The sequence below is a fragment of the Youhaiella tibetensis genome, from assembly GCF_008000755.1.
Lineage (GTDB): Bacteria > Pseudomonadota > Alphaproteobacteria > Rhizobiales > Devosiaceae > Paradevosia > Paradevosia tibetensis.
Genome location: NZ_CP041690.1, coordinates 3402341 through 3415074, shown reverse-complemented (window position 1 = coordinate 3415074; position 12734 = coordinate 3402341). Strand labels below are relative to the sequence as shown.

The following is a 12734-nucleotide window of genomic DNA, read 5'->3' as shown; positions in this document are numbered from 1 at the left end:
GAGGGCCGGGGTGGGGGGTGAGCCACAAACAACGGGAGTGGGAGGCAACCCCCACCCTTGTTCCCTCCCCACAAGGGGAGGGAGACCCGCCGGCTCTATGTGAGCCAAGACTCGGAGCTATCACCGCATGTCCACCCGCCACTTCGACCCCGAAGCCACCGGCCCGCTCGCCGGCATCCGCGTGCTCGATCTTTCGCGGCTCATGGCCGGCAACATGCTCTCACTTCAGCTCGCCGATTTCGGCGCCGACGTCATCAAGATCGAGCCGCCCGTGGGCGATCCCCTGCGCGACTGGAAGGACGACGGCCATTCGCTTTTCTGGAAGACCTACGGCCGCAACAAGCGCTCGGTGGTACTCAACCTCCGCGACAAACCGGCGATGGAGGCTCTATGGGCCCTCGTCGACACCGCCGACGTTTTCATCGAAAACTACCGCCCGGGCACGCTCGAGCAGATGGGTCTCGCGCCCGAAAAGCTCCACGAGCGCAATCCCAAGCTCATCATCGTACGCATTTCCGGCTTCGGCCAGACCGGTCCCTATGCGCATCTTCCCGGCTTCGGAACCATCGTCGAGGGCATGAGCGGCTTTGCCTATCGCACCGGTTTCCCCGACCGCGAGCCGGTGCTGCCGCCGCTGGCGCTCGCCGACATGATCGCCGGGATTTACGGCAGTTCGGCCACTCTTACGGCGCTCTTCGCCCGCGAGCGCGGCCACTCCAAGGGCCAGGTCATAGACCTCTCGCTCCTCGAACCCATGTTCTCCGTCCTCGGGCCGGAAGCGGCGATCTTCAAGACCACCGGCAAGATCAAGGAACGCGTCGGCAGCGCCTCCAACACCGCCTCGCCCCGCAACGTCTACAAGTGCCGTGACGGCAAGTACCTGGCGCTTTCCGGCTCCACCCCGCAGGTCGCCCGCCGCATCTTCGAGATCATCGGGCGTTCCGACATGAACGCCGATCCGCGCTTCGCCACCAATTCGGATCGTGTGAAAAATCGTCCACTGGTCGATGCCGCCATCGGCGCTTGGTTCGCCGAGCATGACCACGACGAGGCGCTCCGCATCATGCGCGATGCCGGTGCCACGGTCGGTCCGATCTACAACATCGCCGACGCTGTCGCCGACGCGCATTTCGTCGAACGCGAGATCGTGGTGGATGTCGAGGACACCCAGTTCGGCGCGCTCCCCATGCACAACATCGTCCCGCGTCTTTCGGAAACCCCCGGCACCTGGCGCCGTCCCGCCCCCGCGCTTGGCGAGCACACGGCCGAGATCCTCGCCGAAGTCGGTATTGACGCACAAACCCTGCAGACGGAAACCGCATGAAGCTTCGCTCGCTGCTCTACGTTCCGGCGTCGTCCGAAAAGTTCATTGCCAAGGTGCATGAGCGCGGTGCCGACGCCATCATCCTCGATCTCGAAGATGCCGTGGCGCCTGCCGATAAGGATCGCGCCCGGGCGGCGCTGGCCGAAGCGGTGCCCGCGGTCGGGCGGAGTGGGGCGAAGGTGTTCGTGCGGGTCAATGCCGAGCCGAACATGCAACTCGCCGATGCCGAGGCCGCCTGCAGGGCAGGGGCGTTCGGTCTTTATGTCGCCAAGACGCGCTCGCTCGAGCAGCTCTGGCGGCTCTCGGACCATATCGAGCCTCTGGAGCGCGAGCTCGGCCGTGCGGAGCTGGCCTTCGTGCCGCTGATCGAAGACGCGGCGGCGGTGCTGGAGGCGCGCACCTTCGCGCGCTACGACCGCACGCTGGCCCTGACTTCGGGCGGGGAAGACCTGGCCGCCAGCATGGGGGCCGAACCCTTGCCCGACGTGCTGCGCCTGCCGAAGCTCATGATCCATCTGGCGGCCAAGGCCGAGGGGCGCCTGTCGCTCGGCACGCTGGGCAGCACGACGAACTACAGCGATCTCGATGGCGTCGCAGCAGCGGCGCGCGAGGCCAGGATGCATGGGTTCGATGGCGCGTCGTGCGTGCACCCTTCGGTCGTTCCGGTGTTGAACGGCGCATTCATGCCCTCCGATGAGCAGGTCGCCTGGGCGCGTCGCGTCATCGAGGCGGTCGAGGCCAACGGTGAAGGCGCCTTCGCGCTCGACGGAAAGATGATCGACGCGCCCATCGTGACGCGGGCGCGCAATATTCTCGCCCAGGCCTGAGGACGGTCGCTGACCTCTAATCGCGCGGCGCCGGCCCCGTGCTCTCTCGCAGCACCAGTTCGACGGGCCACAATTCGTGCACCTGTTCCACCGGCTTGCCCGCGAGAACCTGAAGCACGAGTTCGGCGATGCGGTTGCCGGCCGCGCGGATCGACGAGCGCGTCGTCGACATCGAGGGCACCATGTTGTCCGCGTTGAGATAGGGAAACACATCGTCGTGCGCGATCATCGAGACGTCCTGGCCCAGCGTCAGCCCCGCCGCGCGGATGGCGCGGAAGACACCCAGGGCCGTCATCATCGAGCCGGCGAGAATGGCGGTGGGGCGAGGGTTCTGCTCGAGGAAGGACTGGGCGAAGCGGAAGCCGGTTTCATCGGTGAACTGGCCGTTGGCGATGAAGCGCGGATCGGGCGTCACGCCCCGGGCCAGCATGGCGTCGCGATAGCCTTTTTCGCGGTGCTCGGCGAAGGTCATGCCGGCGGGCCCGTTGATCATGGCGATGCGCCGATGTCCAAGGTCGAGCAGATGCGAAGTGGCGCGGAAGAAGGCGCCGCCATTGTCGATATCGAGCCAGGCATGCGGCTTATCGACCTCGGTGCGACCGTGCAGCACGAAGGGGAAACCGATCTCGGTGAGGAACTTGACGCGCGGATCGGCGAGCGTGGGCGAGCCGACGATCAGCGCATCGACGCGCTTGCTCGAAATCAGGCGCTTGAAGGCAGGGATTTCATCATCTGTCTCGAGCGGGGAGAGCAGGATGTCGATCTCGTCACGCGCCAGCCGGCCGGCGACGCCCGAGAGGTATTCGTTGGTATGCGGGCCGAACTGCACGTTGCCTTCGGTGGGGAGCACCAGTCCAATTGCGCCGGCGCGTCCTGTCGCCAGGCGCCGCGCGCTGACATTGGCGCGGTAGCCAAGCCGCTGTGCAGCCTCGCTCACGCGTTGCCGGGTGGCCTCGTTGACCTCGGGATAGCCGTTCAGCGCCCGGCTCACCGTGGTCTGGGACAGCCCGAGTTCGGCCGCTAGTTCCTTGAGTTTCATTGGGCTTCGTCCTTGGTCAGGCGGCCAGTCCCGTGACTCGCAACCTGCCCGCGACGCTGCTTTAAGGCAGGCGCCCGCTTTTCACCAGCCATTGCGTCCCCTCGTTCGAAATGGCCGCATTCAAAGCGATTTCAAATTTTTCCGCAAGCGTTCCGCCGCTTGGCTATCGTACCTCAGGCCATTAACGGTCTCGTTTCTCGCGCGCGCGTACAAGACGTGCGTAGGCCTTTGATGTTGCAACGAAATCCATTCTGCCCCGGCACGGACGGTCATTCGAAATAATTATCACGCTTGACAGCGATTTGTGGCTCTGACAACTTTTTGTTCAAAGCGCTTTGGGAGAATATCTGCGGATCAACCGCGAGTTCAGAGGGCTTTTCAGGGAGGGGAGTTGCGACGGTCAGCACCAGTGGTGCGCGTACGCCTGTGCTTGCCTCCCGCTTGGTCAAAGGGTTCCTTTGGGAGGACAGTATGAAATTCAATGCATTGCTCGCGGGACTGCTCACGGGTGTCACGCTCCTGGCCACCGCCGCCTCGGCCGCCGACCTCGCCATCGTGTCGGGTGACACGGGCAACGGCCTGGCGTTCCTGCGCAGCCAGCTCGACGTGTTCGAGAAGGAGACCGGCAACAAGGTCACCGTCGTGCCGATGCCGTCTTCGACCACCGACCAGTTCGGCCAGTACCGCCTGTGGCTCGCCGCCGGCAACACCGACATCGACGTCTACCAGACCGACGTGATCTGGGCTCCCCAGCTCGCTGACCAGTTCCTGGACCTGACCGACGCCGCCAAGGACGTCGTCAGCCAGCACTTCCCCTCGATCATCGAGTCGCAGACGGTGAACGGCAAGCTCGTCGCGCTGCCGGCTTTCACCGACGCTCCGGCGCTCTACTACCGCAAGGACCTGCTGGAAAAATACAACAAGCCGGTTCCCAAGACCTGGGACGAGATGGCCGAGACGGCCAAGTTCATCCAGGACAAGGAACGCGAAGCCGGCAACAAGGACATGTGGGGCTATGTGTTCCAGGGCAATGCCTATGAAGGCCTGACCTGTAATGCCCTGGAGTGGGTCAAGTCCTCGGGTGGCGGCCAGATCGTGGAAGCCAATGGCGACATCTCGATCAACAACCCCGAAGCCGTTGCCGCTCTCGAGCGTGCCAAGGGCTGGGTCGGCACCATTTCTCCGGAAGGCGTGCTCGCCTACCAGGAAGAGGAAAGCCGCGGCGTCTGGCAGCTCGGCAATGCCGTGTTCATGCGTAACTGGCCCTATGCCTACCAGCTCGGCAATGGCGACGACAGCAAGGTCAAGGGCCTGTTCGACGTGACCACGCTCCCGGTCGCCAAGGAAGGCGACCAGTCGGCTGCGACGCTCGGCGGCTGGAACGTTGCCGTTTCCAAGTACTCCAAGGCCCCGGACGAAGCCATCAAGCTGGCCCTGTTCCTGGCCTCGCCCGAAGTCCAGAAGGAGCGCGCGATCAAGCAGTCCAACCTGCCCACGATCATCTCGCTCTACGACGACAAGGACATCGCCGCCGCACAGCCGATCATCCCGAACTGGAAGAATGTATTCCAGAACGCCGTGCCGCGTCCGTCCGCTCCGACCAAGGTCAAGTACAACGAAGTGTCTTCGCTGTTCTGGTCGGCTGTCCACGACACCCTCTCGGGTAACGGTTCCGCTCAGGACAACCTCGACAACCTCGAGGCCAAGCTGACCGAACTCAAGGGTGCCGGCTGGTAAGTCCTACGGCTCTAGCACCCGGGCGCGAACGGCATCCGTGCCGGTCGCGCCCTCAGCATTCGTCTAGTTCCAAGGGAGCGGTACCGTCGCATGACCACCGAAAGCATGGAGCCGGCTGCGGGGGCGATCGCCACGCCGCATATTCAGATCAAGTCGGAACTACTGACCCAGCGCGTGCGCTCGGCGATGTTCTTCCTGGTGCCAATGCTGGTGGCGCTGCTCATCGTCGCGGGCTGGCCGCTTTTGCGGACCATCTACTTCTCGCTGACGAACGCATCGCTTACGAACCTCTACGGGGCCGAGTGGGTCGGGTTCAGGAACTACCTGTCCTGGACCACCCTCAAGAGTGGCAAGACCATATTCTCGGGGACGCTCGTCGACCCGGTCTGGTGGAACGCTGTCTGGAACACGGTGCGGTTCGCCGTCATCTCCGTGACGCTCGAAGCCATCCTGGGCATGATCGTGGCCCTGGTGCTCAATGCCAATTTCGTCGGGCGCGGCCTGGTGCGCGCCGCCATCCTCATTCCCTGGGCCATCCCGACCATCGTTTCGGCCCGCATGTGGGGCTGGATGCTCAACGACCAGTTCGGCATTCTCAATGATCTGTTCCTGCGCATGGGCCTGATCTCCCAGAAGATCGCCTGGACCGCAAATGCGGATACCGCCATGACCGCGGTGCTCATGGTCGATATCTGGAAGACCACGCCCTTCATGGCGCTGCTGATCCTGGCCGGCCTGCAGATGATCCCCAAGGATATCTACGAAGCTGCCGAAATCGACGGCGTACATCCGGTCAAGCAGTTCTTCCGCATCACCCTGCCGCTGGTGCGGCCGGCGCTGATGGTGGCCATCATCTTCCGCCTGCTCGACGCCATGCGCATCTTCGATCTCATCTACGTGCTCACGCCCAACAGCTCACAGACCAAGACCATGTCTGTGGTGGCGCGCGAGAACCTCATCGAGTTCGACAAGTTCGCCTATGGCTCGGCGCAATCGACGCTGCTGTTCCTGCTCATCGCGATCATGACCGTGCTCTATATCTGGCTCGGCCGCGTGCGCTTCGACGGGGGAGACCGCTGATGGACGCAACCGCTCAAATCTGGACCTATACCAAGAAGACCGCGTTCTACCTTCTGGTCATCGCCATCGTCGTCATCGCGGTGTTCCCGTTCTATTACGCGATCCTGACGAGCTTCAAATCGGGCACCGACCTGTTCCGGGTCACCTATTGGCCGACGTCCTTCTCGCTGGCCAACTATGCCTCGGTGCTCACCACCGGCAGCTTCCCGCAAAACCTGCTCAACTCGATCATCGTTTCGACGGCGGTGGTGGTGCTGGCGCTGCTGCTGGCCATCACGGCCGCCTTCGCGCTGGCCCGCGTTCGCTTCAGGGGGCGGGGGCTCTTGCTCCTCACCATCCTTTCGGTCTCGATGTTTCCGCAGATCGCCGTGCTTGCAGGCCTTTTCGAAGTCATCCGCTTCTTCGGGCTCTTCAACACGCTCTGGGGCCTGATCTTCTCCTATACGATCTTCACGCTGCCCTTCACGGTCTGGGTACTGACCACGTTCATGCGTGACCTGCCGATCGAGATCGAAGAGGCGGCGATCGTGGATGGGGCGACGCCCTGGGTCATCATCACTCGGGTCTTCATGCCGCTGATGTGGCCGGCGCTGGTGACGACGGGGCTGCTGGCCTTCATCGCGGCCTGGAACGAGTTCCTTTTCGCGCTCACCTTCACCTCGTCCAACGCCACCCGCACCGTGCCGGTCGCAATCGCCCTGCTCTCGGGCGGCAGCCAGTACGAAATCCCGTGGGGTAACATCATGGCGGCTTCGGTCATCGTCACCGTGCCGCTGGTGGTGCTCGTTCTCATCTTCCAGCGCAAGATCATTTCCGGTCTCACGGCCGGCGGCGTGAAAGGCTAAGAATAATGGCTGAACTGCAGCTCAAAGATATCCGCAAGTCCTTCGGCACGGTCGAAGTCATCAAGGGTGTGAACCTCGAGATTCACTCGGGCGAGTTCATGGTTTTCGTCGGCCCGTCCGGTTGCGGCAAGTCCACGCTCCTGCGCCTCATTGCGGGCCTGGAAGACATCACGTCGGGCACGCTGAGCTTTGACGGGCAGGTGGTCAACGGCCTCACGCCCTCCAAGCGCGGCATCGCCATGGTGTTCCAGAGCTATGCGCTCTATCCGCACATGACGGTCTACGACAACATGGCCTTCGGCATGCAACTGGCCAAGGGCAGCAAGGAGCAGATCCGCAAGCGCGTCGAGGCAGCGGCCGAGATGCTCCAGATCACGCCTTACCTCGATCGCCTGCCCAAGCAGCTTTCGGGTGGCCAGCGCCAGCGCGTCGCCATCGGGCGCGCCATCGTGCGCGACCCGAAAGTGTTCCTGTTCGATGAACCGCTTTCCAATCTCGATGCGGCGCTGCGCGTCGCAACGCGTCTCGAGATCGCCAAGCTGCACCATGACATGGGCAAGACCACCATGATCTACGTGACGCACGATCAGGTGGAGGCAATGACGCTGGCCGACCGTATCTGCGTGCTGCGCGACGGCATCATCGAGCAGGTGGGCACGCCGCTCGAGCTCTACGAACGTCCGCAATCGCTGTTCGTGGCCGGCTTCATCGGTTCGCCCAAGATGAACTTCCTCAATGGCCAGTTCGCCGACGCGTTCAAGGCGCACACGCTGGGCGTGCGCTCCGAACATCTCGTCATCAAGGAGAACAAGGACGGCATCTGGAATGGGCAGGTCGTCCACTCGGAAAACCTGGGTTCGGACAGCTACGTCTATGTCGATATCGGCTCCAAGGAGCCGCTGATCGTTCGCCAGGAAGGCACGACGCGGCATCAGCCCGGCGAGACGCTTTCGATTTCGCCGATGGGAGACCAGGTCTACCGGTTCGACGCCCAGGGCCGGCCGATGGCGGCCTGACCCGAGCCAGGCGCTGACCGGTTCTTAACCCCGACAATGGCATCCTTCGGCCAGCCAAGCGCCGAAGGATGCCTGCCATTCTCGTCTACCAGACCTCAACGCTCCTCTTTAACGTGGCGTTCTACGTCGCCATCGTGGCCCAGGCCGCTTCGGCGGCGCTGGCGGCGGGGCGTCGCAACATGGATCTCTTCGGCGTGTGCGTGCTGGCCTGTGCGACGGCGCTGGGAGGCGGCGGCACGCGCGACGTCATACTAGGACACTATCCGCTCTCCTGGGTTGCCGCTCCCCATCTGCTCGTCGTCGTCTGCATAGCGGCGCTGGCAACGGTGATGCTGTCCCGCTTCATGCATCACCTGCGCTGGACGTTCCTGCTGCTCGACGCGCTGGGGCTGGTGATCTTTTCGACGATCGGGTGCGATGTGGCTATTTCGATGGGGCTGCATCCGATCATTGTCATCATTTCGGGCATGATCACGGGCATCGTCGGCGGCATCCTGCGCGATATCCTGTGCAACGACGTGCCGCTGGTCTTCACCGGCCAGCTTTATGCCATCGTCTCGATCATCGCCGGCGGGGTCTATTACGGGGCTACCGTTCTCGGCATGAGCTACGACGTCGCCCTGATCTCGGGCATCGCGGTGGGCATGACGCTCCGCGTGGTCGCAATCGTCTATAATGTCGAGATCCCCAAGTTCAGCTATGAGCGCGATCCTCGATGATGCCGCAGCGCATGGTGCTTTCCCGCCGCAGGGGCTTCGATCTTCAGGCGGAATCCGCGCGTATCAATGGTCTTCCGGCGCGGGTGGTGGGACGGCCCAGTCGATGGGGCAACCCGTTTTCGGTCCCGGACATGCAGGCGCGGTTCGGGCTGGACGCGGCTGCGGCCCGCGCCAAGGCGGTAGAGTTGCACCGGCAGTGGCTGGAGGGAACGATCGAGCCGGCGCTGTCGCCGGGCGAGCGCCAACACCAGACGCCGTTCGCGCCGACCTGGCGGGCAGGAACCTGGCCTGCTGGTGCTCGCTGGATGGCCCCTGCCATGCCGATACCCTGCTGCGGATTGCTAACCTTTAGCTTTACGACTTCTCAAAGCCTGAGGCCTTAGGCTCCGCCGATACCTTCCGCGGGCTTGCATGGATCCATGAGCGCTTTGTCGAGACTGGAAACACTGACCGATTGGCTGACCCCGGACGCGCTCAAGGCTGACATGAACGTGCGCAAGCGCGTGCAGATGTTCCTCATCAGCCATATCTTCGGGCCGTTCATCGCCACACCCATTCCGCTCTGCCTGGCGTTCGTCGATCCGAACCCGTGGCCGCAGGTGCATATCCTGGCGGCATCGATCTATGGCTTCTGGCTGTTCCTGCCGCTGCTCAAGTTCTTTCCGCGCCACTATACGGCGCTGTCGATGCTCTCAGTCTGCAACCTCAGTTTCGCGATCCTTTGGGGGTCGTTCAACTACGGGGGCACCAGCTCTCCGTTCCTCGTCTGGTTCATCCTCACTCCCCTCCTGGCCTTCCTCTATCTCGGGTCGACCTGGACCAATCGCCTCTTCGTCCTCGGGCAGATTTTCGGGGGGATGGGGATATTCTACCTCTGCTATCGCTTTTCGAGTTTTCCCCTGCACGTACCGGTTCAGGAAATGGTGGTTCCGGGCGTCCTGTCGGTTTTGGGCGCGACCACCTACACGTTCCTCATGGCGGCTTATTACGCCAACGTGGTCGACAGCCAGTCCGAGCTGATGCGCGAGATCGAGCGGCATCGCGACACCACCAAGATGCTGATCGACGCCAAGGACGAGGCCGAGCGCGCCAACGGGGCCAAGTCCGAATTCCTGGCCAAGATGAGCCACGAACTGCGTACCCCGCTCAACGCCGTACTCGGTTATTCCGAACTGCTGCTCGAAGACGCCGAGATCGATGGGCGCGGCCAGCAGATATCGGACCTGCAAAAGATCAGCGCAGCCGGCAAGCACCTGCTGGCCATGGTCAACGACATCCTCGATATCTCCAAGATCGAGGCCGGCAAGATGGTGCTGCATGTCGAAACGATCGACGTGGACGAGCTGATCTCCGATGTCGAATCCACGGCGCGCCCGCTTGCCTCCAAGAACGCCAACAGCTTCGTGGTGGTCGAGGGACCCAAGGTCGGGCTCATGCAGGCCGACGCGACCAAGCTGCGCCAGGCGCTCTTCAACCTCATATCGAACGCTGCCAAGTTCACGCAGAACGGGCAGATCACCCTCTCGGCCCGCCGGCTGGCGGAGGCCGATGGCGGCTGGATCGAGATCGCGGTGGCCGATACCGGCATCGGCATTTCGCGCGAGCAACAAAGCAAGCTCTTTTCAAGCTTCACCCAGGCGGATGCGCGGATTGCCGCGACCTATGGCGGCACCGGCCTCGGCCTAGCGCTGAGCCAGAATTTGTGCCGCCTGATGGGTGGCTCGATCACGGTTGAAAGTGAACTCGGCTATGGGTCGCGATTCACGATCCGTCTGCCGACCGCGATGGCTCGGCCTGCAGAGGCGCCTCAACCCAAGGCTGGCGAACCGGTCGAAGCGGCGCGCAGCGCGGCCAATGCCAGTCCGGTGGTGCCGCTCGACCCCGAGCTGGCAGCGGCCAACCTCTCCGAGCCGCGCCAGCGCCTGCTCTTCGTCGATGACGACCGCGGGTTTCTCGAACTGGCCGAGCGTCTCTTCCACCGCGAAGGCTATGAGCCGATCGTGACCGACGCGCCGCAGTCGGCGCTTCAGATCGCCAGGACCGTGAGGCCGGCTGCCATCTTCCTCGACATCATGATGCCCGGTTTTGACGGCTGGGACGTGCTGGCGGCGCTGCGGGCCGATCCGGCGCTCAGCCATATTCCGGTTTTCATGATCTCCATTCTTGCCGACCGGGCGCGCGCCATGCAGGCGGGGGCGGATGGAGTGGTTGCCAAGCCGCTCGATGCGTCAAAGGTCAAGGCGGCGATCGCGGCGATCAAGTCGAGCCGCGTCGGGCACGGGCGCGCCAACCGAAGAGCCATGGGGTAGGGCATGACACTCGTACTGATTGTCGAAGACAACCCGATCAACCGCGACGTGCTCGGCCGGCGCCTGGAACGCCGCGGCTTTGCAATCCGCTTCGCCGAGGACGGGCCGGAGGGCATCGCGGCGGCCAAGGCCCTCAAACCCGACGTGATCCTTATGGATATCGGTCTGGGCGAGATGGACGGCTACGAGGCCACCCGCACCATCAAGGCCGATCACGATACGGCCGGCATCCCGGTCATCGCGCTCACGGCAAGCGCCTTCGAGTCCGATCGAGCAAAGGCGCTCGCCGCCGGTTGCGACGATTTCGATACCAAGCCGGTCGACCTGCCCAGGCTCCTGGGCAAGATCGAGGCGGCGCTGGGTCAGACGCTCTCGTAGCTGGCGCGGTATTCGAGGTCGGCCGATTTCATCGCTTGTTCGAGAACGCGCACGACTTCCTCGATGTCCTCGCGGCTGTGGGCCGCCATCACCTGGAAGCGGAACCGCGCGCCGCCCTGCGGCACGGCCGGATACTCCACGAGATTGGCGATGCCACCTTTGGCGGCAAGCTCGCGCGAGGCGAAGCGGCCCAGAGCCTCGGTGCCGACGCGAACCGGCACGATCGGGGAGGGATCGCCGAGGACTTCGAGTCCGGCTTCCTGCATGCGGGCGCGCAGGTAGAGGATATTGTCCATCAGCTTGCGGCGCAGCGTCCGGCCCTCGTCGGACCGGACGATCTGGAGTGCCTTGCTAATGGTGGCAGCCTGGACCGGCGAAAGGGCGTTGGAGAAGGTGTGGGTGGCGCTGTAATAGCGCAGGTACTCGGCCGTTGCCCGGTCCTTGACGGCGATGAAGCCGCCGTTGGAGGCAAAGGTCTTGGAAAAGCTGCCGATGATGATGTCGGCGGCGCCAAACATGTTCTGCAGGCCGAGATGGCCCCGGCCATCGTCCCCGATGCTGCCCAGGTCATGGGCGCAGTCGACGAGCAGGGTGGCCTTGTACTGGTCGCAGATTGCCCGCATCGCCCCAATGTCAGGCGTGTCCGAGTGCATCGAGAAGAGGCTTTCGGTCACCACGAGAATGCCGTTTTCCGTGTCGTTGGCACGGATGCGCTCGAGCTTGCGAGTAAGGCCTTCGAGGTTGAGATGGCCGTGGTGGTGAATGTTCTGGGTGGCGGCGCGGGCACCTTCCTGCAGGCAGGAATGCGCCAGCACATCCAGGACCACGTAATCGTTGGGCCGCACGAAACCCTGGACGGCGCCGAAGCCGGCGGCCCAACCGGTCGGGTAGAGCACGATCTCGCGGCCGTCAACGAAATCCGAGAGGTCGTTCTCGAGGGCGATCGAATTGGCGGTGTTGCCAAGCAGGGCGGCCGATCCGGCGCTGTGAACGCCGTAGGTCTGGATCGCCTCTATCGCCGCCTGCTTGATTTCCGGGTGGCTTGAGAGGCTCAGATAGTCCTGGCTGGCGAAGTTGATACCCGTGAAGGGCGACCCGGAATCGGTGCGGGCCTGGCAACGGGCGGTGGGCGCGGTGGCGGTGGAGCGTGCATAGGGCCAGACGCTGTGCTGGCGGCGCAGGTTCTGCCACTGGTAGAATGGCGCCGTCCTCCCTACAAGATCGGATCCTATCGGACTGCGATAGTCTCGCAGGCTGCCGGTCAACGCGGCTTCGGGTACACTCTCAAGGGACATGACGCTCTCCGCACATTTACTATTTGTTAATTGTAGCGCGTAACCGTTTGAAGTCTATCGGTCTCGCAGCTCCTCGATGGTTTATTTTTAGTTACTTCGTCGACAAAATGCTGCAATTTGTAGGGATTTCCGCATACGTAAAATTAAGCGCAGGCCCTGCATAAA

General features: G+C 63.4%; 12 protein-coding genes. 10 read left to right on the top strand and 2 right to left on the bottom strand.

Features of this window, described 5'->3' with window-relative positions:
• The first annotated feature begins 127 nt into the window (after positions 1 to 127).
• Together FNA67_RS16735 and FNA67_RS16730 are read left to right on the top strand one after the other, a co-directional pair.
• Positions 128 to 1324 carry a CaiB/BaiF CoA transferase family protein gene (locus tag FNA67_RS16735; RefSeq protein ID WP_147657088.1) on the top strand — a complete coding sequence of 399 codons (1197 nt, stop codon included), beginning with the start codon at positions 128 to 130 and terminating at the stop codon, positions 1322 to 1324.
• Complete coding sequence (locus FNA67_RS16730) at positions 1321 to 2151, top strand: HpcH/HpaI aldolase/citrate lyase family protein (protein ID WP_147657086.1); 831 nt, start codon at positions 1321 to 1323, stop codon at positions 2149 to 2151. The genes FNA67_RS16735 and FNA67_RS16730 overlap by 4 nt, the downstream gene beginning before the upstream one ends.
• A 16-nt stretch (positions 2152 to 2167) precedes the next feature.
• On the opposite strand, the gene FNA67_RS16725 is transcribed toward FNA67_RS16730, so the two are convergent.
• Entirely contained in the window at positions 2168 to 3190 is a 1023-nt protein-coding gene (locus FNA67_RS16725; RefSeq protein WP_147657084.1) for a substrate-binding domain-containing protein, read from the bottom strand.
• Positions 3191 to 3661: 471 nt separating this feature from the next.
• Between FNA67_RS16725 and FNA67_RS16720 the strand changes: the two genes are divergently transcribed.
• From FNA67_RS16720 to FNA67_RS16685, 8 genes are all read left to right on the top strand, one after another.
• Entirely contained in the window at positions 3662 to 4927 is a 1266-nt protein-coding gene (locus FNA67_RS16720) for an ABC transporter substrate-binding protein (protein ID WP_049706229.1), read from the top strand.
• 105 nt (positions 4928 to 5032) lie between these two features.
• Positions 5033 to 6007, top strand: coding sequence for a carbohydrate ABC transporter permease (locus FNA67_RS16715; RefSeq protein WP_371874370.1), 975 nt, complete (start codon positions 5033 to 5035; stop codon positions 6005 to 6007).
• Positions 6007 to 6852, top strand: a complete 846-nt coding sequence (locus tag FNA67_RS16710) for a carbohydrate ABC transporter permease (RefSeq protein WP_049706227.1) — start codon at positions 6007 to 6009, stop codon at positions 6850 to 6852. The genes FNA67_RS16715 and FNA67_RS16710 overlap by 1 nt, the downstream gene beginning before the upstream one ends.
• Positions 6853 to 6857: 5 nt before the next feature.
• The gene (locus FNA67_RS16705) at positions 6858 to 7868 is read left to right on the top strand and encodes an ABC transporter ATP-binding protein (RefSeq protein ID WP_147657082.1); all 1011 of its coding nucleotides are present in this window, start codon (positions 6858 to 6860) and stop codon (positions 7866 to 7868) included.
• 68 nt (positions 7869 to 7936) lie between these two features.
• Entirely contained in the window at positions 7937 to 8587 is a 651-nt protein-coding gene (locus FNA67_RS16700; protein ID WP_049706225.1) for a trimeric intracellular cation channel family protein, read from the top strand.
• Positions 8544 to 8939 (top strand): DUF4326 domain-containing protein, encoded by a 396-nt coding sequence (locus tag FNA67_RS16695; RefSeq protein WP_412761877.1) that lies wholly within the window; start codon positions 8544 to 8546, stop codon positions 8937 to 8939. The genes FNA67_RS16700 and FNA67_RS16695 overlap by 44 nt, the downstream gene beginning before the upstream one ends.
• A gap of 67 nt (positions 8940 to 9006) precedes the next feature.
• Positions 9007 to 10896, top strand: coding sequence for an ATP-binding response regulator (locus FNA67_RS16690; RefSeq protein ID WP_147657080.1), 1890 nt, complete (start codon positions 9007 to 9009; stop codon positions 10894 to 10896).
• Between the two features lie 3 nt (positions 10897 to 10899).
• Complete coding sequence (locus FNA67_RS16685; protein WP_049706222.1) at positions 10900 to 11274, top strand: response regulator; 375 nt, start codon at positions 10900 to 10902, stop codon at positions 11272 to 11274.
• On the opposite strand, the gene FNA67_RS16680 is transcribed toward FNA67_RS16685, so the two are convergent.
• Positions 11259 to 12569 carry an aminotransferase class I/II-fold pyridoxal phosphate-dependent enzyme gene (locus FNA67_RS16680; RefSeq protein WP_147657078.1) on the bottom strand — a complete coding sequence of 437 codons (1311 nt, stop codon included), beginning with the start codon at positions 12567 to 12569 and terminating at the stop codon, positions 11259 to 11261. The genes FNA67_RS16685 and FNA67_RS16680 overlap by 16 nt on opposite strands.
• Between the last annotated feature and the right edge of the window lie 165 nt (positions 12570 to 12734).